The organism is Marinicauda pacifica, from assembly GCF_004793635.1.
GTDB classification, from domain to species: domain Bacteria; phylum Pseudomonadota; class Alphaproteobacteria; order Caulobacterales; family Maricaulaceae; genus Marinicauda; species Marinicauda pacifica.
On record NZ_SRXV01000001.1, the window covers coordinates 570,895 to 591,884 of the forward strand.

Consider the following 20,990-nt stretch of genomic DNA (forward strand, 5'->3'; position numbering starts at 1 on the left):
GGCTAAGTCCGCTCCCATGAGATGGATCGAACCGGGCGCCCTGCGCGCCGCCCTCCAATTTCCGATCGCCAACGCCCGCATGGTGCTGGCCGGGGCTGGCCTCTACGGCGTTGTTTTTGCGGTGCAAAGCGTGTTGACGCTCTACCTGGCGGCAGGCTCGTCGGCCGCAGGGCTCGGGGCGTTGATCGCGACGCTGGCCGCGTTCGGGGTCTTCTGTGTCGTGCTGGCCGGATGGGGGCGGGTGGCGCTGGGGATGCAGGCCTCCACCCCGCTGGGCTTCCAGGCCGGAGGCGACGAGTTGCGCCTGATCTGGGTGGCGTTTCTTGTTGTAATTCTGAGCTTTACGGTTCTAGGCACGGCCCTCGTCGTGCTCGCCTTCATGCTCGCGGCGCTGGCGATGATCGGGGCGGAGCGGGTCGGAATGAGTGAGCCGCCAGAAGGGTTTATCAATATTTTCTCGCTTTTCGGACCAGGCGAATGGGCCGTCGCGCTGGTTCTGATGGGCGGATTTGCGATCTTCTCGATCTGGCTGTTTTCGAGGCTTTCGCTGGGTGTGCCGGCGACGCTGGACGGCCGGCGGGTGCGCATTCTGTCGGTCTGGCCGTTATCTACCGGCCGCTTTGTCGCCATTACACTCAGCGCAGCGGCCGTTATTTTCCCCGGTCTCGTCATGATCCTCATGATCAATTCCGCGCTCGGGACGCTATTCGGCATAGCTCCGGCCAGCCCGCAGAGTCTGGTGAACGCGAACGGCGATGTGACCGGTTCGCCGCTCGGCCTCGCCGCGATTAGCTTCGTCTATGGAGGTCTGAAAATGGTGCTGCTCGGCGCCCCGCTGACCGGCCTCGTGTGTGCTTTGTACCGGATTTATGCCCGGGAGAACGCCCACCGTCTCGAAACTGACAAGACGCGTCAGCTGTGAGAGGCTAGTCTTCGCGTGAGAGGGGTGGCGAACCGGCCATCCCGGAACGGTCAGGCCAGGGGGAATTGGCGATGAGCGAGCAACGCTACGACTTTGCGACTGCGACATTTTTCTTTTTCAAGACGATCGGCCGGCGGCCGGGCGGCTTCCTTGCGATCCTGATCACACAGCTGATCGCCTACGCGGTGCTGGTCTCGATCCTTTTTGCAGCGCTCGCCCCGGCGCTGGCCACCATCATGAGGCTCGCGCAGAGCAAGTCCGAGCCTGAGTTCGGCGAAGTCCTTGCGATCATAGGATCATTCGGCCTGACCGGTCTGCTGGGCACGGTGCTCTACATCATCGTGCTGGTTTCCGTGCAGGCGGCCTGGCTGCGCCTGATGACCCGCGACGAGGTCAAGCCGGTCATCCCGCTCCGGTTCGGGCTCGACGAGCTGCGCCTGCTCGGCGTGAATATCGTGCTTCTCGCGATCGCGATCGTGATCAGCCTCTTCGGTTCGGTCTTCTTCGTTCTTGCCGGGGCTGGCGGCGCCGGACTGATCGCGGCGGGCGAGGGCTCGGTGTGGTCGGGACTGGGCGCAGGCCTGCTCGGCTTCCTGTTCTCGGTAGCGATCGGCGTGGCGCTCATCTGGCTGGCGATCAAGTTCGCGGCCGGTCCCGCCATGACCATCAACGAGCGGGCCTTTCGCGTGTTCGAGAGCTTTTCGGCAACGCGCGGCATCGTGGGCTGGATGTTCCTGTCCTACCTGCTGCTCCTTGCCGTCTACCTCGTGCTGGGCGTGATCGTCGGGATCATCCAGCAGATCGTCCTGTTTGCCGGGTTTGCCGGGTCGTTCCAGACGATCGAGCAGATGAGCACGACCGGGGTGAAGACTGCCGAGCAGGTGTTCGACATGGCCGGCCAGCTGTTCAGCCAGCCTGGGATCGCGGCATCCCTGATCCTCTTCCTGCTGCTTCAATTCGTGATGCAGGTCTTCATGGAGGGTCTGTGGCACGGCGTCGGGGCCTATGCGGCTGTGCGCCACTCGGGCGGTGACACGGCGCGGACCGAGGACATCGGAGCGCCGGCGGGCTCTGTCGGGGACGCGCCGCACGAAGGATGAGCGAGCACCTTCCCGCCTTCGAGACCGCAGACAGTCCGGCACACACCGCTCTCTATGCGCCATGGCCGCCGAATGCCCGGCGCAGCTGGGGCGCGGGCGCCATCGCGTTGGTCGTCGGCTTCTATCTTGTCGCCACGATCGCCATGGTCGTAGGCCAGATCGCCTGGACGGTCTCGGCCCATGGCGCGAGCGTGTTCTCTGACCCGCAAGCGATGACGGCCGCGCTGTCGGAGCTGCCGCCGCCCGTCATCTTCTTTCCGCTCATGCTGGTCCTCTTCCTGACCTGGGGCGGGCTGTCGCTCGCGTGGGTGTCGGGATTTGAACGACGCGGCCTCTCCACGATCGGCTTTCGCGCGGAGCGGGCGGGGAGGCTCTTCGTCAACGGGGCCGGACTTGCCATCGCCGCGATCATCGCCCTGTCGGCGACCGGCCTGCTGATCGGGCTGATTGCCCCGGTGGACGTGACGGACGCGGCACAGACGGCGGACTGGGGGCGGCTCGCCGACCCGACGGTCTGGCTGGTCATTGGCGGGCTGGCGGCCTTCTTCTTCATCCAGGGCGGGGTGGAGGAGATCGTGTTTCGCGGATGGCTGATGAGCACGCTGAGCGCGCGCTGGGGCCGGATCGCCGGGGTTGGCGTGACCGCGCTCGTCTTCGCGCTCTTCCACCTTCAGGTCTTCATGAGCGGGTTCTACATGGGGCTCGCGGCGCTGGCCGGCATCTCGATGACGGGACTTTTCCTGGGCCTTCTCGCCCTGAGGCAGGGGTCGCTTTGGGGCGTGATCGGACTGCATGGCGCCTTCAACGCGGTCTCCGTGATCGGTCCGGTCAGCTACATGATCGCGAGCCAGCCCGAGGCGACCATAGGCGAGGCGGTCAGCCGCGTGTTCGAGCAGGCGACCGGCATGGCGGCCAGCTCCGGCTTCCAGCCGCAAATTCTCGCCCAGGCGCTTGTATTCGGAACCTTCTCCATTTTCATGCTTTGGCGTTTGACGAGGACGCGCAGGCAAGCGCGGTAGGCGCAGACCTGCGGAGAGCCGGACGATGGCGAGCGACAAGACCCGGGCCGAAAAACAGGACGACAAGGACGACGTGGACTCCGACCCGTCCAGCCTTCAGGACGTCCTGGAGGATCTCACGAAAGAGGGCGACAGCGAGACGATCAGCGTGGACGATATTCTCGAGGCGCTGGCTCACCGCTCCTTCGGGCCGCTCCTGCTGATCCCGGCGCTTCTCTCGGTCCTGCCGGTGGTCGGAGCCTTGCCCGGCGTCAGCTATGCGATGGCGGGCCTGGCCTTCTTCATCTCGTTTCACTTCGTCGTGTCAAAGCCGAAGCTCTGGCTGCCTTCGCCGATCCGCAACATGAAGATGGACCGCGACGGGTTTGAAAAGGGACTCGAAAAATCGCGGCCGGTCATCAAATGGATCGACCGCATGGTGGTCCCGCGCTTCGCGCTGGCCCTGCGCGATCCGATGCCGCGCCTCATCTCCATCCTGTGCCTGCTCGTCAGCATTCTCATGCTGATCTATGCCAGCGTCCCCGGCGGCATCGTGATCCCGGCGGTGGCCCTGATCCTCTTGAGCCTGGGACTGACCACCCATGACGGGATCGTCATCGTCCTCGGCATCCTGGCATCGCTTGCCACGATCGGGGGATCGGTCTGGGTCCTGACGATGGTGTTCTAGACCGGACTGCCGGCGAACACGGCGCCAGACAGGAAGAGGCGCCGGCCACCTCGGGGTAGCCCGCGCCTTGTGGAGACATGGATGTCTTTGCGGTTTCTAGCCTGCCTCTACAGTGCACTGCCTGTGCAAGCGATTTCACATCAAACTTGAGGTTTCGGAAAAGCCGTATCGGCACGCAGCGCTTCCGGGGCAGACTTCTATTATTAACACTTTTCCACAGATTTGTCCCGGGAAATCGATTCGCGGGCTGCGCTCAGGCAGGGATCGGCGCGAGGCTAACCGCCGATCCTACCCCGCCTTGAGCTTCTTCTGGCGGTTGCGGTCGCGTTCGAGGAGGGGTTTCAGGTAGCGGCCGGTCCAGCTTTCCTCGACGCCTGCGACATGTTCGGGCGTGCCGGCCGCCACGATATAGCCGCCGCCATCCCCGCCTTCAGGCCCGAGATCGATCAGCCAGTCGGCGGTCTTGATGACATCGAGATTGTGCTCGATCACCACGACGGAATTTCCCTGTTCGACCAGCTCGTGCAGAACTTCGAGCAGCTTCTTCACATCCTCGAAATGCAGGCCGGTCGTGGGCTCGTCCAGGATGTAGAGCGTGCGCCCGGTGGCGCGCTTGGACAGCTCCTTGGACAGCTTGACGCGCTGGGCCTCGCCGCCGGAGAGCTGGGTGGCCGGCTGGCCGACCTTCAGATATCCGAGGCCGACGCGCTGGAGCGTGACCATCTTGTCGCGCACGGATGGCACGGCCTTGAAGAAATCCGCGGCCTCGTCGACCGTCATGTCGAGCACGCCGGCGATGGATTTGCCCTTAAACTCGATCTCCAGCGTTTCGCGGTTGAAGCGCTTGCCGTGACAGACATCGCACTCGACATAGACGTCGGGCAGGAAGTGCATCTCGATCTTCACCACGCCATCGCCCTGGCAGGCTTCGCAGCGTCCGCCCTTCACGTTGAAGGAGAAGCGGCCCGGCTTGTAGCCGCGCGTCTTGGCCTCGGGCAGGGAGGCGAACCATTCGCGGATCGGGGTGAAGGCGCCGGTATAGGTGGCCGGGTTGGACCGCGGCGTGCGCCCGATCGGGCTCTGGTCGATATCGATGATCTTGTCGAGATGGTCGAGCCCTTCGACCGTATCGTGGGTGGCGGGCACGGCGCTGGCCTTGTTCAGACGGCGGGCCGCGGCCTTGTAGAGGGTCTCGATGGTCAGGGTCGACTTGCCGCCGCCCGAAACGCCGGTGACGCAGCAGAAGATGCCCAGCGGGTACTGCGCGTCGATGGTCTTCAGATTGTTGCCGGATGCGCCCTTCACGGTGAGCAGGCGCTTCTTGTCGATCTTGCGGCGCCGTTCGGGCACCTCGATCATCCGCGCGCCGGAGAGGTATTGGCCCGTCAGGCTTTTCGGGTTGGCGCGGATTTCCTCCGGCGTGCCCTGGGCGACAATCTCGCCGCCATGAACGCCGGCGGCGGGCCCCAGGTCGACGACATAGTCGGCCGTATCGATCGCTTCCTCGTCGTGCTCCACGACGATCACGGTATTGCCGAGATCGCGCAGTCCGCGAAGAGACTCCAGAAGCCGGCTATTGTCGCGCTGGTGCAGGCCGATGGAGGGTTCGTCGAGCACGTAGAGCACGCCGGTCAGCCCCGAACCGATCTGGCTGGCCAGGCGGATGCGCTGGCTTTCCCCGCCCGACAGCGTGCCGGAGGCCCGGCTGAGGGTGAGGTAGTCCAGACCCACATCGACCAGGAAACGCAGGCGCTCGCGGATTTCCTTCAGGATGCGGCGCGCAATCTCCTGTTCCTTGTCGCTGAGCTTGCCCTCGACGTTTTCAAACCAGGTGTTGGCGTTGCGGATGGACAGCTCGGTCGCCTCGGAGATGTCGCAGCCGCCGACCTTCACCGCGAGCGCTTCGGGTTTCAGGCGCTTGCCGCCGCAGGTCTCGCACGGCTGGGACGACTGGAAGCGGGCCAGATCCTCGCGCACCCAGGCGCTGTCGGTTTCGCGCCAGCGGCGCTGCAGGTTCGGGATGACGCCCTCAAACGCCTTGGTGGTCTTGAACTGGCGCAGCCCGTCTTCGTAGGTGAAGGTGACTTTGTCCTTCGTGCCGAACAGCACAATCTTGCGGAAAGCCTCCGGCAGATCGCGCCACGGGGTGAACATCGAGGCGTCGAAATGATCGGCGAGCGCGTCCAGCGTCTGCTGGTAGAGCTTGGACGTGGCCCGGTTCCAGGGCGCGATGGCGCCGTCGTAGAGCGATTTCTCGCGGTCGGGGACGACCATCTCCTCGTCGAATTTCAGGTTCTGACCGAGACCGTCGCAGGCCGGGCAGGCCCCGAACGGGTTGTTGAAGGAGAAGAGGCGCGGTTCGATCTCTTCGATCGTGAAGCCGGACACCGGGCAGGCGAACTTCTCGGAAAAGATCATCCGCTCGCCGGTCTCGTAGCCGCTGGAGGCCGCGGCAAACTCCGCTGCGGCGAGGCCGTCGGCCAGACGCAGCGCGGTTTCCAGGGAATCCGCGAGGCGCTGTTCGAGCCCTTCCTTGATGACGATACGGTCCACCACGACGTCGATATCGTGCTTGTATTTCTTGTCGAGCTCGGGCGCGTCTTCCAGCGCATAGAACTCGCCATTGACCTTGACCCGCTGGAAGCCCTGCTTGAGCAGCTCGGCAAACTCCTTGCGGTATTCGCCCTTGCGCCCGCGTACGATGGGCGCGAGCAGATAGAGCTTTGCGCCGTCCTCGAGGGCCATCAGCCGGTCGACCATCTGGGACACGGTCTGGGCCGAGATCGGTTCGCCGGTGGCCGGCGAGTAGGGCGTCCCGACGCGCGCCCAGAGCAGGCGCATATAGTCGTAGATCTCGGTCACCGTGCCGACGGTGGAGCGCGGATTCTTCGAGGTCGTCTTCTGCTCGATGGAGATGGCCGGGGAGAGACCCTCGATGGAGTCCATGTCCGGCTTGCTCATCAGCTCCAGGAACTGGCGCGCATAGGCCGACAGGCTCTCGACATAGCGTCTCTGCCCCTCGGCATAGATCGTATCGAAGGCGAGCGAGGACTTGCCCGAACCGGACAGGCCGGTAAACACGATCAGCCTGTCGCGGGGCAGATCGACGGACACGTCCTTGAGATTATGCTCGCGGGCGCCGCGAACGGAGATGTGCTTATGGGGATCGGACATCGGGCCTACAGGTCTCTCTTCGCGCGAAGTGACTTACTTAGGAAAGCGACACCTCTCTATCCACCTTGCGTGTGTTTTGGTTCCGGCCGCCTCAGCGGAGGCGATGGACTCAGGGCCAAGAGTAAGGTGAACTCGGCAGGAATCGCCGCGCCTTGACGCGCGGAACATTATGTGAACAAATTTCAACAAGAACGCAAGCTCGACGGGATGGTAGAATGGCTGGAAGCGTAAACAAGGTAATCATTGTCGGGAATCTGGGCGCCGATCCGGAGATCCGGCGGCTCAATTCCGGCGATCCGGTGGTCAATATGCGTATCGCCACGTCGGAGCAGTGGCGAGACAAGCAGTCCGGCGAGCGGCGCGAGAAGACCGAATGGCACAATGTGGTGATCTTCAACGAGAACCTGGCCAAGGTCGCGGAGAATTATCTGAAAAAGGGCTCCAAGGTTTACGTGGAAGGCCAGCTCCAGACGCGTAAATGGACCGATCAGAGCGGCCAGGACCGCTATACGACCGAGGTCGTGCTGCAGAAATTCCGCGGCGAGCTCCAGATGCTGGATGGCCGCAGCGAAGGTGGCGGTGGAGGCCGCTCGGGCGGCTATGCGGCCGACGACCAGTCCGGCGGCAGCGGCGGCTATTCCGGCGGCGGCGGCGGCGGACAGCGCCAGGACCGCCCGCGCGAGGATTTCTCCTCCGACACGCTGGACGACGACATTCCGTTCTAGGGTCTGGAAGTTTGACGATGCCGGTCAGAAGCCCCCGCACGTGCGGGGGCTTCTTTTTTGTCGGACGACCGGTCCGGGATCTGACTGTGCCGCCGACCCCGATATGGCCCTGAGGCCGCCTTGGCTTCGCCCCTCTTGCACGCCCTGCCGTCCGGTCACTCCGCCTCGCTCCACGAAAGCGTCAGCGCCGCCAACAGCGCATAGAGTGCCAGCAGGCCGAAGCCCGGCGGGTCCGCGGCGAAACCGTCGCCGGCGAGCGGCAGTCCGATGGCGAAGGCGACGAACCAGGCCGCGAGGATGGCGCCGGTGACGATCCGCCGCCCATGCCGGACCAGCCGCAGGCGCAGCCGGAGGGTGAGGGCGCGGCGCTGCGCCCGGGGGGGAAGGATGGTCATCTTTTCTCCTCCGTGTCCGGTCCCAGTGTCGCGGTAAGGCGCGACTTGGCGCGTTTGATCTGGGATTTCAGCGTGCCGACCGGTACGCGCAGCAATTTTGCCGCCTCGGCGTGGGTCAGCCCGGCGATGTCGCACAATACCACGCCGCGCCGCTCGTCCGAACTCAGCCCCTCCAGCGCCCGGCGCATATCGATCGGCCAGTCCGGATCGGCGGCGGCTGGCGGCGGGACTTCGCCGCGCGCGCGGTCGAGAATGCGCAGATGCGCCCTGTGGCGGCGCGCATGCATGAGGAATTCCCGGTAGCCCACGGCGCAGAGCCAGGTCCGGAAGGTCGAGTGGCCGTCAAACCGGCCGATCCGCATGAAGGCCTTGATCAGAGCGGTCTGCGCGATGTCCTCGGCATCGTGACGATGCCGGGTCACCGAGGTCAGGAAATCGACCAGTGCGCCCTGGTGCCGGCGCACGAGCTCCTCGAAGGCGCCGGTATCGCCGGCGGCCTGGCAGAGCTGGACCAGCTTGGTGTCGCCGATCTGATGGAGCGGGTGCGCGGCCACGAGGCTTAGCTGTCGTCCATGTCCGGCAGCAGGACATGAAATGCAAGATGGGCGAGGCCGAGCAGCAGCGGCAGGCCGGTGACGAACAGCGCGAACAGCATGGCGCGCTGGTTTTCCATCAGCAGCGCCACGCCAATGCCGGGCGGCACCAGGGCGAGCAGCAGCAAGGCGCGCCGCAGATCGCGCTTCGGTCGCCGCGTGCCGGCGGCGATTGCCGCCAGCGCTTTCTGGTCGACCGGCTCGCAGCGTTCCACCATCAGCCGTACGACCCTCAACGCGGCCCGGCGTTTCAGCCAGGCGAAGAATTGCGCGCTGATCGGGATGGCGGCGACCAGGGCGGTCACCAGGATGGGGATGGACTTGGCCAGGATGTCGTCTTCCATGGCGGTGCTCCTTGAAGACCGGTTCCAGGGTTAGATGCAGGCAGGGTGGCGGCGGGATGAATCCTGCATCCAGATTTTTCATGTCATCCCGATTCCGTTCTGCCGGCATCTAAGCGGCGAAGAAGCATGGGGCCGATCCCGGCCGGTGCGGCGAAGAAAGGGATTTCCAGATGAAGATGTTGAGCCTGTCGGCGCTCGCCCTCATGGCGCTTGCTGCGCACAACCCGGCTGCGGCCCAGGACGCGGTCCGGATCGAGGGCGTCACGGTGATCGACCCCGCCACCCGCGCGGTGATGGCGGGACAGAGTGTGACCGTCGACGACGGGCTCATCGCCGCCATCGAGCCGAGCGCGGAGGCGGATGCGGCCTACGACGGACGACGCATTGACGGGCAGGGGCGCTATCTCATCCCCGGTCTGATGGACATGCACGTCCACACCAATGTGTCCTTTGTCGCGGAAACGAGTTTCGCGCTGTTTCTCGCCCACGGGGTGACCGGCGTACGCGACATGGCCGGCGATTGCTGGGAGCCGCAGAGCGGGCCCTTCCTGTGCCGCGAGGACCTGTTGCGCTACGACGCGCAAATCCGTGCCGGCGAGATCCCGGGCCCGGATCTGCTCCGGCTCTCCAGCGCTTTCGTGCAGAGCAACCCGACCGGGCATCTGCCACCGGATCATGATCCGCTCTATACGCCTGCCACGGCCGAGGAGGGGCGGGCGCTGGTCGACTATCTGCACGCGCGCGGCGTCGATCTGATCAAACTCTATCACGCGATTTCTTCCGCCGCCCTTGACGGCGTGATGCAGCGCGCGGGCGAGCTGGACCTGGAAGTCTCAGGCCATATTCCCTTTGTCGTTTCGGCCGGGGAGGCTTCGCGTCTCGGCATGCGCACGATCGAGCACGCCACCGATATCGTGACCGATTGCAGCGGGTTCGGCGAAACCTACCGTGCGCGAATTCGTGCCGTGCTCGCCGGCGAAGCGGAAGCCGAATGGCCGGACGATGCCGAGCGGCTGTCGCAGACCGTCGCGACTTTCGATCCGGACCGCTGCCAGGAACTGATGGCGGAGCTGGCGGAAAACGGCACCTATTTCGTGCCGACGCACGGGACGCGGGAGATGGATATGCGCGCCGGCGAGCCCGGGTATCGCGCGCATCCCGCCCGGATTTACCTGCTGGAACCGCATCTGCAGGAGTGGGAACGGGATCTGGACCGCACCGCCGGCGCGCCGGAGGAGGTCCGCAGCCATTATGGCGACTTCTACCGGCTGGGATTGCAGGTCACTGCGATGGCGCACGCAGCCGGAGTGCCGGTCATGCTCGGCACCGACGCCAACGACACAATGATTGTGCCGGGCATCAGCGTACACGAGGAGCTGGAGCGGCTGGTCGAGGCCGGGCTGAGCCCGATGGATGCGCTGCGGGCGGCGACGCACACACCCGCGCGCTATCTCGGACGGGAGGACCGACTCGGCACGATCCGGGTCGGCGCTGAGGCCGATCTGCTTCTTCTGGCCGACGATCCGCTAGTCGAGATCGGCCATACGCGTGGCATCGAGACGGTGATCAGCAATGGCCGGGTCTACGACCGGGCGGCGCTTGACGGGCTTCTGGCCGATGTGGAACGCCGGGTCAGCGGTCGCGGACAGGAATAGGGGCCGGTGCGGGCCGGGTGGCGCGGGGCGTGACGCCTCGGCCCTCGGCTCGCCGACCCGCCGGCCCGATAAAGCCCTGAGGCCGCCTTGGCTTCGCCCCTATTGCTGGCAAGCGTGCGCCCCTGATGCAGGTTTCAGGCAACAGGAGAATGGAATGGCGAGATGGTTGGCCGCGGCGATTGCGGCATTGGCTCTGACGGGCGCGATCACGGTGACGGCGGAGAGCGAGGCCCGGGCGGACGGATTGGCGCCGGCGGCGGACGCGTTGAACGGCGTGCTGGAGCAATTCGATGTCGATGGCGCGGTGCTCGTGCGGCGCCTGTCGGACGGTGCGGAGTGGAGCGGAGGCGGGGCCCGCATCGATGAGCGCTTCGTGCCGGCCTCGACTTTCAAGATTCCCAACTCGCTGATCATTCTTGAGACCGGCATCGTGACCGATATCGAAGCCGACATCGTGGCCTGGGATGGGATCGAGCGCAGGCCCGGCTGGGATCAGGACCAGTCGTTGCGAACCGCTTTTCGCCGGTCTGCGGTCTGGGCCTATCAGGGCTGGACGCGGGAGATCGGCCATACTGAGGAGCAGCGTCTTGTCTCGCTCTTCGGCTACGGCGACGAGCATATCGGTTCGCCGGACGAGGTGGATGTGTTCTGGCTGAGAGGGCCGCTGACCATCACGGTGCGCGAACAGGCCGGGTTTCTATCGCGGCTGCATGCGCGCACTCTGCCGGTTGAGGCAACGCACATGGAAACGGTGATCGGCCTTATGGAGGACGATCGCGGGGAAGGCTGGATCCTGCGCGGCAAGACCGGCTGGGCCAATCCGCAAGGCGGCGATCTTGGCTGGTATGTCGGGTGGCTTGAAGCGGGCGAGGAGACCTACGTCTTTGCCGTCAATTTCGACATGACCAATCCTGACGTGCAAAGCCCGCAGCGTCAGGAAATCGCCCGGGCCGCGCTGGAGGCTGTCGGCGCCTTCTAGCGCCTGCTTACGGCCTGAAAACCTCGACGGACGCGCTGGTATTTACACCGCCAGCCTGCGCCGCCCCGCCAATCGTGTAGATCGCGCCATCGAGCGCCACGGCGCCGAGGCCGTGGCGCGGCGTGGGCATGCGGGTTGCCTCGCGCCAGCGGTCTTCGCGCGTGTCATAGGCCCAGACCTGGTCATAGACCCCGCCGCCATCGTCAAACCATTCCCCACCGAAGGTGAAGATCGTCCCGTACACCTGCGCGGCGGCGAGCCCGCCGGCCCCGCGCGGACCGGCCGCCGGGACGGGCAGGGGCGCCAGGGTCGACCATCGACCGGCCTCCAGGTCGAAGGCCTCGTGTACCGGCGTATTGCCGCCGCTGACCGTGCGCCCGCCAATCACGTGAAGCATGCCGTTCACCAGGACGCTGGCGGCCGAGTTGCGCGCGGTCGGGGCAGGGGGGGCGGGCACCCAGTCTTCATGTCCGGCGCGCAGGACGATGTGAGCGTTCACATCCGCGTGGTCGGTCCAGCGCTGGTTCGCACCGGACTGGGGACGCCGGCCGGTCACCAGATGAATGCTGTCGCCCGATACGGCGCTGACCGTCTCGGCGAGCGGTTGGGCCATCGGCTCTTCCTCCTGCCAGCGGTCTCCGGCAGGGTCGTAGGCCAGAATTTCGCGCCGCATCGACCAGAGGTCGCCGCCGTCTGACGTGAACCCGCCGATCGCCATCAATCGCCCGTTGAAGCCGATGAGCTGGGGGTGATGAACAGGCACCGGGAATGAAGCGTGCTCGCGCCATTCGGTATCGCCGGGCGCCCAGGAGAGGAACCGGTCGGATATGTTGATGGCGTCGGGGCCGAGATCGGGCGTGAGACCGCCGAGCACATAGATCCGACCGTCCAGAAGACCCGGATAGATTTCCTGGACCCGCAGCGGCAGGCCGGGCGCCTCGCTCCATCCGGCGGGCGTGGTCTGGGCACCGGCCCTGCTGCCTGGCAGGGTGCCGGGTAGAGCGGCCGAGGCGGCCAGGGCGGCGGTCGAAACGGCAAAGCCGCGGCGGGTGAGAAGGGGCATGATCGATCTCCGGCCTGACAACAAAAAAGGCCCGGCCATGATGGGCCGGGCCTTCTTCAAAAATCCAGTGCGCGCGTTATTGAGCCGCGCCGATTTCAGCACACAGGATGCGGGCACCCGCACCGCCAATGGGCTGGGATTCGTAGTCGTCGGGGGATTCGTGAATGACCACCGCGGAGCCGTCCGCGTCGAGGAGGGACGGCGCATCGGTCTGGCCGCTCAGGCTGACCCGTGTCGTGTAGGCCTGGGCGCGCAGCGTGCCATCGTCACCAACCCAGATATTGGGCAGGTCCGCATTGTCCGGCCCGTCGGCGTTCAGAAGGCCGTGCGCGTTGCCGCTCGGATTGATGTGGCTGCCCGAGGACGTGAAGTCGTCGGCAGAGCAGTCGGCGGTCTCGTGCAGGTGCGCGCCGTGCCAGCTGCCGCGAGCACCCTCGCCGATGCCATCGGCTTCGATCTGGACCACAACGCCTTCCGGACCCTGGTGGAAGGTGACCATGCCGACTTCATTGCGGTCGCGGTCGATCAACGTGGCGGTCGTCCGGTCCATCGAGACACCCATCCCGTCCTGGCCCGGGTCGGGCGCCGCCATCGTGTCGTCCTGAGCGACGTCGGCGTCGCGGGTCAGGGCTTCAGCTTCGCCTGACATGTCCTGGTTATCGCTCTGGGCGCTGGCATCGACGCTCTGGCCTTCGCCGCACGCCATGATGGCAAGGGCGCTGGTCGCAAGCAGGGCGGTGAGGGTAGTGCGGGACATGGTAGGCTCCTTGGAGTAAATGCAGGTCATATGTCTGCCCAACGCGGCAACCTGCGCGGAAGTTTCGTGACCTGGCCCGAAATGCTGACAGCAGGGCGCGTTTGCCGCAAGGCCTGCCTCTTGGTAGACCCTTTCCTTCAAGTTCCTGTCGTGATTCCGCGACGGGGCGAGACTGCTTCGCGTCCGCGCCCGTTTCGCGTGCTCACGTACCCTGACACTGACGATCAAGGATGACCCCGGCTTGAGCGATACACCGCCTGAAGATCCGGCTCTCGACAGCCCCGAGCCCATGCGCCCCGAAGGGCCTTCGGTGACCATCGAAGACGAGATGCGCCGCAGCTATCTCGATTACGCGATGAGCGTGATCGTGAGCCGCGCCATCCCTGACGCGCGCGACGGCCTGAAGCCGGTGCACCGCCGCATTCTCTGGTCGATGCACGAGCAGGGCTATACCCACGACAAGCAGTACCGCAAATCGGCGCGCGTCGTCGGTGACGTGATCGGTAAATATCACCCGCACGGCGACCAGGCCGTGTACGACGCGCTGGCGCGCATGGCCCAGGATTTCTCCATGGGCCTGGTGTTGCTGGACGGCCAGGGCAATTTCGGTTCGGTCGACGGCGATCCGCCGGCGGCCATGCGTTACACCGAAATCCGGATGGACAAGCCGGCCGAGGCGCTGCTGGCCGATATCGACAAGGACACGGTCGATTTCCAGGACAACTATGACGGATCGGAACACGAACCGGTCGTCGTTCCGGCGCGCTTTCCCAACCTTCTGGTCAATGGCGCCGGCGGCATCGCCGTCGGCATGGCGACCAATATCCCGCCGCACAATCTGAACGAGGTCTGCGACGCGGCGCTGGCGCTGCTCGACAATCCCGAGATCACCGATAGCGAGCTCATCGAAATCGTGCCCGGTCCGGACTTCCCGACCGGCGGCGAGATCCTCGGCCGCTCCGGCGCGCGCAAGGGTCTTATCGAGGGACGCGGATCGGTCATCATCCGCGGCAAGTGCACGGTCGAGACCATCCGCAAGGACCGCGAAGCGATCCTCATTCACGAGATTCCCTTCCAGGTGAACAAGGCCTCGATGATCGAAAAGATCGCGGACCTGGTTCGCGAGAAGCGCATCGAGGGGATTTCCGACCTGCGCGACGAATCCGACCGCTCGGGCATGCGCGTCGTGATCGAGCTGAAGAAAGACGCCAACGCCGACGTCATCTTGAACCAGCTTTACCGGTGGAGCCCGTTGCAGGGCTCGTTCGGCATGAACATGCTTGCCCTGATCGGCGGCAAGCCGCAGCAGGCCAGCCTGAAGACCTTCCTTCAGACGTTCATTTCCTTCCGCAAGGAAGTGACGGCGCGGCGGGCGAAGTTCGATCTGAAGAAGGCCCGCGACCGGGCCCATATCCTGATCGGCCTGGCCGTGGCCGTGGCCAATATCGACGAGATCATCCGCCTGATCCGCGCGGCGCCGGACCCGGCGACCGCCCGTGAGCAGCTGCGTGAACGCCGCTGGCCGGCGGCCGATATTGCGGCGCTGGTGGAACTGGTCGCCGACCCGCGCTCGGTCATCCGCGATGGTGAAATCCGGCTGACCGAAGAGCAGGCCAAGGCCATTCTGGACCTGCGCCTGAACCGCCTGACCGCGCTCGGCCGCGACGAGATCGGCGAAGAGGCCCAGAAGCTTGCCGAGCAGATCGCCGACCTTCTGGATATCCTGAAGAGCCCGCGGCGGATCGTCGAGATCATCCGCGAGGAGCTGAACGATTCCAAGGAGAAGTTCGGTGTGCCGCGCCGGACCGCCATCGTCGAGGGCGACCTCGAGATGGAGGATGAGGATCTCATCCCGCGCGAGGACATGGTCGTCACGCTGACCCATGGCGGCTATGTCAAACGCACGCCGCTGAGCCTGTACCGGGCGCAGCATCGCGGCGGGCGCGGCCGTGCCGGCATGGCGATGAAGGACGAGGACTTCGTGGCGACGCTGTTCGTGGCATCCACGCACGCCCCGCTGCTCTTCTTCACCTCCGACGGGATGGTCTACAAGACCAAGACCTGGCGCCTGCCCCAGGGCGCGCCGAATACGCGCGGCAAATACCTCACCAACATCCTGCCCTCGATCAATGAAGGAGCGTGGGTGACCTCGGTCATGGCGCTGCCCGAAGACGAGGACGAGTGGGGCAATTACGATGTGATGTTCGCGACGATCGAAGGCTCGGTCCGCCGCAACAAGCTGTCCGACTTCGTCCAGGTCAACCGCAACGGCAAGATCGCGATGAAGCTCGACGAGGGCTCCCGCATTCTCGATGTGCGTCTGTGCAACGAGAACCAGGACGTGCTTCTGGTGTCCTCGGCCGGCAAGGCGATCCGCTTCCCGGTGACCGATGTGCGCGTGTTCGCCGGCCGGTCATCCACCGGCGTGCGCGGCATCCGGCTCAAGGGCGATGACCGCCTGATCTCGATGGCCATTCTCAATCATGTCGATGTGACGCCGGACGAGGCGCGCGCCTACCTGAAGCATGCCACGGCCATGCGCCGGGCTGTCTCGGGCGAGGACGAACTTCCGGAGGTCTCCGACGATCTGGACAGCGGCGAGACGGGCGAAGACGTGGCCATGTCGACCGACCGGATCGCGGAACTCGGCGGCGCGGAAGAATTCGTTCTGACCGTGGCGCAGGACGGGCTTGGCAAACGGTCTTCCGCATATGACTACCGCGTCATCGGCCGTGGCGGACAGGGTGTCGCCGCGCACGATATGAGCAAGGTCGACGAACTGGCCGCCTGCTTCCCGGTGATTGACGGCGATACGGTGATGGCCGTGACCGATGGGGGGCAGCTGATCCGCTTCCCGGTCGAGACCGTGCGCATCGCCGCGCGTGCGACGAAGGGTGTGCGCTTGATTCGCCTTTCCGAAGGCGAGAAGGTCGTGTCGGTCGTCCGCGTCGCGGAGAATGATGACGGCGAGGACGGCGAACCGGAAATCAGCGCCGAAGGCGATGGCGGCACCCCGCCGGAGGCTGGCGGGCTTTAACTGGCTTTTGCTAACTGGCTTTTGCGAAGGAAGGCGTGCCCATGAAGGAACGCATCGCGCTCTACCCGGGCACGTTCGACCCGCTCACCAATGGCCATCTGGACATTATCGGCCGGGCGGTGAAGCTCTACGACAAGCTGGTGATCGGCGTCGCGATCAATGAGGGCAAGGGTCCGCTGTTCAGCCTGGACGAGCGCGTGGACATGGCGCGCGAGCTGGCCAATGGCGTGAAGAGGTCGACCGAGATCGAGGTCCGCCCGTTCGAGGGGCTGCTCATGCATTTTGCCGAAGAGGTGGGGGCCAACTCGATCATCCGGGGGCTGCGCGCGGTGTCCGACTTCGAGTACGAATTCCAGATGGTCGGAATGAACCAGCGCCTGAACGCCGAGATCGAGACCGTCTTCCTGATGGCCGACCCGCGCCACCAGGCTGTGGCGTCGCGCCTGGTCAAGGAAATTGCCAAGCTGGGCGGCGCGATCGATGCTTTCGTGCCTCCGCTCGTCCGGGACCGTCTGATGGAGAAATATCCCAAATGAGTTCGTTTCCGCGATCTTCCCTGACCGCTCTGGCAGTGGTCTTCGCCCTGACCGCAAGCGCCTGCGCCGACGATGGCGCGGAGTCCGGCGCCGGGAGTGACGCCTCTGAAAGCACTGTGACGCAGGAGACTGCGAGCGAAACGGCCGAAGGCGCGGCATCCCGGGATGCCGGCGCGGAGCCCGCGCCCGAACCGGCGCCGGGCGAGGACATCATCGCGGCGTCCGCGCCCGGTGACTGGCGCACCGTGGATCCCGCCCGCCTGCTGGTGATCGAGACCGGACGCGGCCCGATCTATGTCGAGACCGCGCCGGAATTCGCGCCGAACCATGTGGACCGCATGGAAGAACTCGCCCGGATGGACTGGTTCCGCATGAAGGTCTGGCACCGGGTGATCGACGGCTTCATGGCTCAGGGCGGTGGCGCGCTCAGCGATCCGACCGCCGCGCCGGACCTGCCGCCGCTGGAGGCCGAGTTCACGATCATGCGCGGGCCAGAGATGGAGATCAGCGAGGTTCAGCAGCGCCGCGTCAATCCACGCAGGGGCAGCGCCGAAGCGATGGCGGGCTTCTGGATGGGCATGCCGGCGGGAACGCAGCCGATCGCCCAGGCCGCCATCCGTGCCGACGGAGAGGTGGAAAGCTGGCTTCTCCATTGTCCGGGCACGGCGGCCATGGCCCGGACAGCAGATCCGAACTCCGCCCGCGCTCAATTCTATATCGTGCGCGACGATGCGCGCCATCTGGACACGCAATACACGCCCTGGGGCTATACCCGCGCCGGACTGGATATCGTTCAGGCCCTGCCGGTTGGCAGCCTGTCCGACGATCCCTATTTCGAGCCGGATTATATCCGCAATATCGTGCCTGCGACCGAACTCGACGCTGGCCAACGCCTGACGATCGAAGTGATGGATACCACCTCAGACACGTTCCAAGCCTATCTCGACGCCGTTGCCCTGGCGAATAACGGCGAGCTTCCCGACATTTGCGACATCGAGGTTCCGGTGCGCATTCAAGACCCTACGGAGTAACCCTTGGCCGATACAGAAAAGAAACTCGTCTTCACGCTCGAGACCGGAAAGGTCACGATCAAGCTGCGCCCGGATCTGGCGCCCAAGCACGTGGAGCGCATCACCGAGCTGGTCGAGGAGGGGTTCTATGACGGCCTCGCCTTCCACCGTGTCATCGACGGCTTCGTGGCCCAGGGCGGCTGCCCGAAAGGCACGGGCACCGGCGGCTCCGGCCAGAAAATCCCGGCGGAGTTCTCCAGCGAACCGCATGTGCGCGGCACCATGTCGATGGCGCGGACGGCTGATCCGGATTCGGCCGACTGCCAGTTCTTCATCTGCCTGGATGCCGTCCCCTATCTCGACAACCAGTACACGGTCTGGGGCGAAGTCGAAGAGGGCATGGAGCACGTCGACCAGCTGCCCAAGGGCGAGCCGCCGCGCAATCCCGGCAAGATCGTCAAGGCCGAAATGGTCTAGCACTCAAAACCCCGGCGCTCGCGCCGGGGTTTTTCGTTTACCAACCCTTGCAAGCGTGGACTGCCGCCATGACAGGGCGGTGATCGGAGCCGACGTGCGGCCCCACCCGCACGGCGCCGGCGCAGAGGCCCGGACCGAGCCAGACATGGTCGATCCCGATCACCGGAACCGGGCTGAGATGCCGGGACGGCCAGGTACGCCGGGCGATTGTGACGCGTTCCAGCGGGGCGAGCTCTGCCTCCAGGTCGCGCATCAGAACGCTTCCCTGAGACACGTTGAAATCACCCATCAGGACAAGATTGTGTTCGGGACGTGCCGCCAGCCAGGCGGCCAGCCCCTCCACCTGGCGGCGATGGCGGGATTCATTGACCGGACGAGCGAGATGAACGGCAACGATCGTCACCGGCTCGCCTTGCAGCGTGGTCGATAACCAGGCTGCAGGCAGAACCTCCTCGTCCACGCAGCCTGCATCGTTCACGGGCAGGCGGGTCAACAGGCGGACGCGCCAGCGACAGCCGACCTGGTTTGGATGGCTCGTTTCGATCCGGTCCAGTGTCCGCCCGGCTGCGCTGCTCACTTCCTGAAGCGCGATCACGTCGAAATCGCCGTCGGCGAGAAACCGCCCCGCCGCGTCCGGATCGGTGTTGCCGGCCCAGACATTCAGTGTGACCAGCCGCAAGGTCTCGCTCGGGGCCTCGGCCGGAGCCTGGCTCGCGGGAAGCGACTGCGAGCTCGTCCGCAGCCATGCCCAGGGGGTTGCCGCGGCGATCAGGCCAATTGCCAGAACAAGGGCCGTGATCCTGGCAGGCCACCAGCGCGGCGAGCGGAGCAGGCTCAGGCCGGCGAGTGTGACAAGACCCGCTGCAACGAAGAGCGGCCAGAGCATCGCGATGATATCCGCGCGGATCGACACCAGCCCGGCCAGGCGCACGGCGAGGGCGAGAGCCGGCACGGCGATCAGCCCGGCAAGGATGAGGGTCTTTACCCGGGACACGGCGACTATCTCTTCGTGGAAGGTGAGTGCGGCGAATGGCTGGCCGCGCCCATAGGCTTGACCTATACGGCAGGAAGATGGCCAGCGAGTTCCTGCGTGCGATGAATCTCTCCGATTTCGATTTCGACCTGCCCGAAGACCGGATCGCGCTGCGGCCCGCCCGGCCGCGCGACAGCGCGAGGCTGCTTCATGTGGGCGCCGACGGTGCCCTGTCCGATCGCGGCGTGCTGGAGCTGCCGGACTTGCTCGCGCCGGGCGATTTGCTGGTCTTCAACGATACGCGCGTCATTCCGGCCGCGCTGGAGGGGCTGCGTCCGGCGCGGGCCGTGGGCGGGGGCGGTCCTGCCCATATCGAGATCAATCTGCACAAGCGCGAGAGCGAAGCGGTGTGGCGCGCCTTTGCCCGCCCGGCCAAGCGATTGCGCGAAGGCGATACGCTGGCCTTCGAAGGCGGCCTGGGCGCCGTGGTCGAGGGTAAGACGGATGGCGGCGAGGTGACGTTGCGCTTTGACCGGGCCGGCCCTGCGCTCGACCGCGCGATCGTGGAGGCCGGCGCGCCACCGCTGCCGCCCTACATCGCGTCCAAGCGCAAGCCGGATGCCGCGGACCTGGAAGACTACCAGACCATCTATGCGGCTCCGGACAAGACCGGATCGGTGGCGGCGCCGACGGCGGGGCTGCATTTCACCGACCGCTTGATGGAGGCGCTGCGCCTGCGCGGCGTGAAGAGCGCGCAGGTGACCCTGCATGTGGGCGCCGGCACCTTCCTTCCGGTGAAGACCGAGAATGTCGCCGAGCACACCATGCATTCGGAATGGTACGAGATCGGCGAGGAAGCCGCGCAGGCCATCGCGGAGACCCGTGCCGCGGGCGGGCGGATCATCGCGGTCGGGACGACCTCGCTGCGCACGCTGGAAAGCGCTGCCGGGGAGGACGGGACGATCCGGGCGGGTTCGGCGGAGACGGCGATCTTCATCACGCCGGGATACCGTTTCCGGCTGGTCGACGGGCTGATGACGAATTTCCACCTGCCCAAATCGACGCTCTTCATGCTGGTCAGCGCGCTCGCCGGGCTCGACACGATGCAGGCCGCCTACGCCCATGCGATCGCGCAGGGCTACCGCTTCTTCAGCTATGGCGATTCGAGTTTGATCTGGCGGGCGGAGTAGCGGGGCGACTGAAAACCGCGCTCTCGCCTCCTACTACAACGACTATCACGGCGCTTCTTTTGCGGGGCGATGGCGAATCTGGCGGGTTTTCACAGGATGGGAAAGAGCCTCGTCAGGATAGGAGATGCGGGAGGGGAGGGGACAGCGTCTCGTCCTCCATCTCTCTTCGTCGCCCTCTTTCCTGACGCAAGTCAGGACCCAGGGAGAACAAGGCGCCGTCCCCCCGATGACGGCATGCCACGATCTCTGGATCCCGGCCTTCGCCGGGAAAGAGAGAGGAGGCGTTTCCGCTTGCCCTCCTATGCTTCGAGGGCCGCTGCGCGGCCACCTCAGCATGAGGGAGGGGGTGGGATATAAGATTTTGATGTATTTGT

19 protein-coding genes are annotated in these 20,990 nt (G+C 65.5%); 12 read left to right on the forward strand and 7 right to left on the reverse strand.

The window, feature by feature from the left end:
* The first annotated feature begins 16 nt into the window (after positions 1 to 16).
* The 4 genes from E5162_RS02845 to E5162_RS02860 all read left to right on the forward strand — a co-directional run bounded on the left by E5162_RS02845 (position 17) and on the right by E5162_RS02860 (position 3,708).
* Complete coding sequence (locus tag E5162_RS02845; RefSeq protein ID WP_135943428.1) at positions 17 to 922, forward strand: hypothetical protein; 906 nt, start codon at positions 17 to 19, stop codon at positions 920 to 922.
* A gap of 71 nt (positions 923 to 993) precedes the next feature.
* Positions 994 to 2,022, forward strand: a complete 1,029-nt coding sequence (locus E5162_RS02850) for a hypothetical protein (RefSeq protein WP_135943429.1) — start codon at positions 994 to 996, stop codon at positions 2,020 to 2,022.
* Positions 2,019 to 3,041: a CPBP family intramembrane glutamic endopeptidase gene (locus E5162_RS02855; protein WP_135943430.1), complete on the forward strand. Its 1,023-nt coding sequence runs from the start codon at positions 2,019 to 2,021 to the stop codon at positions 3,039 to 3,041. Before E5162_RS02850 ends, E5162_RS02855 begins: the two co-directional genes overlap by 4 nt.
* A 25-nt stretch (positions 3,042 to 3,066) precedes the next feature.
* On the forward strand, positions 3,067 to 3,708 hold the full coding sequence (locus E5162_RS02860) for an exopolysaccharide biosynthesis protein (protein ID WP_135943431.1): 642 nt from the start codon (positions 3,067 to 3,069) through the stop codon (positions 3,706 to 3,708).
* A gap of 288 nt (positions 3,709 to 3,996) precedes the next feature.
* On the opposite strand, the gene uvrA is transcribed toward E5162_RS02860, so the two are convergent.
* On the reverse strand, positions 3,997 to 6,882 hold the full coding sequence (gene uvrA, locus E5162_RS02865) for an excinuclease ABC subunit UvrA (protein ID WP_135943432.1): 2,886 nt from the start codon (positions 6,880 to 6,882) through the stop codon (positions 3,997 to 3,999).
* A 215-nt stretch (positions 6,883 to 7,097) separates the two neighbouring features.
* Here uvrA and ssb point away from each other — a divergent pair, with 215 nt between their 5' ends.
* On the forward strand, positions 7,098 to 7,607 hold the full coding sequence (ssb, locus tag E5162_RS02870) for a single-stranded DNA-binding protein (protein ID WP_135943433.1): 510 nt from the start codon (positions 7,098 to 7,100) through the stop codon (positions 7,605 to 7,607).
* Positions 7,608 to 7,762: 155 nt separating this feature from the next.
* Here ssb and E5162_RS02875 read toward each other — a convergent pair whose 3' ends face one another.
* The 3 genes from E5162_RS02875 to E5162_RS14720 are packed head-to-tail and all read right to left on the reverse strand — an operon-like array spanning position 7,763 to position 8,939.
* A complete protein-coding gene (locus tag E5162_RS02875; protein WP_135943434.1) occupies positions 7,763 to 8,002 on the reverse strand; it encodes a hypothetical protein in 240 nt (79 codons plus the stop codon).
* Entirely contained in the window at positions 7,999 to 8,556 is a 558-nt protein-coding gene (locus E5162_RS14715; RefSeq protein ID WP_158291176.1) for an RNA polymerase sigma factor, read from the reverse strand. The genes E5162_RS02875 and E5162_RS14715 overlap by 4 nt, the downstream gene beginning before the upstream one ends.
* A 5-nt stretch (positions 8,557 to 8,561) precedes the next feature.
* Positions 8,562 to 8,939: a hypothetical protein gene (locus E5162_RS14720; protein WP_158291177.1), complete on the reverse strand. Its 378-nt coding sequence runs from the start codon at positions 8,937 to 8,939 to the stop codon at positions 8,562 to 8,564.
* 170 nt (positions 8,940 to 9,109) lie between these two features.
* Here E5162_RS14720 and E5162_RS02885 point away from each other — a divergent pair, with 170 nt between their 5' ends.
* Both E5162_RS02885 and E5162_RS02890 read left to right on the forward strand, forming a co-directional pair.
* Positions 9,110 to 10,594 (forward strand): amidohydrolase family protein, encoded by a 1,485-nt coding sequence (locus tag E5162_RS02885; RefSeq protein WP_135943436.1) that lies wholly within the window; start codon positions 9,110 to 9,112, stop codon positions 10,592 to 10,594.
* A 154-nt stretch (positions 10,595 to 10,748) separates the two neighbouring features.
* The gene (locus E5162_RS02890) at positions 10,749 to 11,573 is read left to right on the forward strand and encodes a penicillin-binding transpeptidase domain-containing protein (protein WP_158291178.1); all 825 of its coding nucleotides are present in this window, start codon (positions 10,749 to 10,751) and stop codon (positions 11,571 to 11,573) included.
* A gap of 7 nt (positions 11,574 to 11,580) precedes the next feature.
* Here E5162_RS02890 and E5162_RS02895 read toward each other — a convergent pair whose 3' ends face one another.
* Together E5162_RS02895 and E5162_RS02900 are read right to left on the reverse strand one after the other, a co-directional pair.
* Positions 11,581 to 12,636: a Kelch repeat-containing protein gene (locus E5162_RS02895; RefSeq protein ID WP_158291179.1), complete on the reverse strand. Its 1,056-nt coding sequence runs from the start codon at positions 12,634 to 12,636 to the stop codon at positions 11,581 to 11,583.
* Positions 12,637 to 12,712: 76 nt separating this feature from the next.
* Entirely contained in the window at positions 12,713 to 13,393 is a 681-nt protein-coding gene (locus tag E5162_RS02900; protein ID WP_233342130.1) for a superoxide dismutase family protein, read from the reverse strand.
* Positions 13,394 to 13,682: 289 nt separating this feature from the next.
* Between E5162_RS02900 and gyrA the strand changes: the two genes are divergently transcribed.
* The 4 genes from gyrA to E5162_RS02920 are packed head-to-tail and all read left to right on the forward strand — an operon-like array spanning position 13,683 to position 18,453.
* Positions 13,683 to 16,430, forward strand: a complete 2,748-nt coding sequence (gene gyrA, locus E5162_RS02905; RefSeq protein ID WP_135944127.1) for a DNA gyrase subunit A — start codon at positions 13,683 to 13,685, stop codon at positions 16,428 to 16,430.
* Positions 16,431 to 16,471: 41 nt separating this feature from the next.
* Positions 16,472 to 16,966 (forward strand): pantetheine-phosphate adenylyltransferase, encoded by a 495-nt coding sequence (gene coaD / locus E5162_RS02910; protein WP_135943439.1) that lies wholly within the window; start codon positions 16,472 to 16,474, stop codon positions 16,964 to 16,966.
* Positions 16,963 to 17,997 carry a peptidylprolyl isomerase gene (locus E5162_RS02915; RefSeq protein ID WP_135943440.1) on the forward strand — a complete coding sequence of 345 codons (1,035 nt, stop codon included), beginning with the start codon at positions 16,963 to 16,965 and terminating at the stop codon, positions 17,995 to 17,997. Before coaD ends, E5162_RS02915 begins: the two co-directional genes overlap by 4 nt.
* Positions 17,998 to 18,000: 3 nt before the next feature.
* On the forward strand, positions 18,001 to 18,453 hold the full coding sequence (locus E5162_RS02920; protein WP_135943441.1) for a peptidylprolyl isomerase: 453 nt from the start codon (positions 18,001 to 18,003) through the stop codon (positions 18,451 to 18,453).
* 37 nt (positions 18,454 to 18,490) lie between these two features.
* Here the strand turns inward: E5162_RS02920 and E5162_RS02925 are convergent, their stop codons facing one another.
* Positions 18,491 to 19,447, reverse strand: a complete 957-nt coding sequence (locus tag E5162_RS02925; RefSeq protein WP_135943442.1) for an endonuclease/exonuclease/phosphatase family protein — start codon at positions 19,445 to 19,447, stop codon at positions 18,491 to 18,493.
* Between the two features lie 101 nt (positions 19,448 to 19,548).
* On the opposite strand from E5162_RS02925, the gene queA reads away from it, so the two are divergent.
* A complete protein-coding gene (gene queA / locus E5162_RS02930; protein WP_135944128.1) occupies positions 19,549 to 20,616 on the forward strand; it encodes a tRNA preQ1(34) S-adenosylmethionine ribosyltransferase-isomerase QueA in 1,068 nt (355 codons plus the stop codon).
* Positions 20,617 to 20,990: the final 374 nt, after the last annotated feature.

Excerpts from the sequence above, each read along its gene's own strand:
- E5162_RS02845 (WP_135943428.1), top strand. The coding sequence starts at position 17 with ATGAGATGGATCGAACCGGGCGCCCTGCGCGCCGCCCTCCAATTTCCG.
- E5162_RS02850 (WP_135943429.1), top strand. The coding sequence starts at position 994 with ATGAGCGAGCAACGCTACGACTTTGCGACTGCGACATTTTTCTTTTTC.
- E5162_RS02855 (WP_135943430.1), top strand. The coding sequence starts at position 2,019 with ATGAGCGAGCACCTTCCCGCCTTCGAGACCGCAGACAGTCCGGCACAC.
- E5162_RS02860 (WP_135943431.1), top strand. The coding sequence starts at position 3,067 with ATGGCGAGCGACAAGACCCGGGCCGAAAAACAGGACGACAAGGACGAC.
- uvrA (WP_135943432.1), bottom strand. The coding sequence starts at position 6,882 with ATGTCCGATCCCCATAAGCACATCTCCGTTCGCGGCGCCCGCGAGCAT.
- ssb (WP_135943433.1), top strand. The coding sequence starts at position 7,098 with ATGGCTGGAAGCGTAAACAAGGTAATCATTGTCGGGAATCTGGGCGCC.
- E5162_RS02875 (WP_135943434.1), bottom strand. The coding sequence starts at position 8,002 with ATGACCATCCTTCCCCCCCGGGCGCAGCGCCGCGCCCTCACCCTCCGG.
- E5162_RS14720 (WP_158291177.1), bottom strand. The coding sequence starts at position 8,939 with ATGGAAGACGACATCCTGGCCAAGTCCATCCCCATCCTGGTGACCGCC.
- E5162_RS02885 (WP_135943436.1), top strand. The coding sequence starts at position 9,110 with ATGAAGATGTTGAGCCTGTCGGCGCTCGCCCTCATGGCGCTTGCTGCG.
- E5162_RS02890 (WP_158291178.1), top strand. The coding sequence starts at position 10,749 with ATGGCGAGATGGTTGGCCGCGGCGATTGCGGCATTGGCTCTGACGGGC.
- E5162_RS02895 (WP_158291179.1), bottom strand. The coding sequence starts at position 12,636 with ATGCCCCTTCTCACCCGCCGCGGCTTTGCCGTTTCGACCGCCGCCCTG.
- E5162_RS02900 (WP_233342130.1), bottom strand. The coding sequence starts at position 13,393 with ATGTCCCGCACTACCCTCACCGCCCTGCTTGCGACCAGCGCCCTTGCC.
- gyrA (WP_135944127.1), top strand. The coding sequence starts at position 13,683 with ATGCGCCCCGAAGGGCCTTCGGTGACCATCGAAGACGAGATGCGCCGC.
- coaD (WP_135943439.1), top strand. The coding sequence starts at position 16,472 with ATGAAGGAACGCATCGCGCTCTACCCGGGCACGTTCGACCCGCTCACC.
- E5162_RS02915 (WP_135943440.1), top strand. The coding sequence starts at position 16,963 with ATGAGTTCGTTTCCGCGATCTTCCCTGACCGCTCTGGCAGTGGTCTTC.
- queA (WP_135944128.1), top strand. The coding sequence starts at position 19,549 with ATGAATCTCTCCGATTTCGATTTCGACCTGCCCGAAGACCGGATCGCG.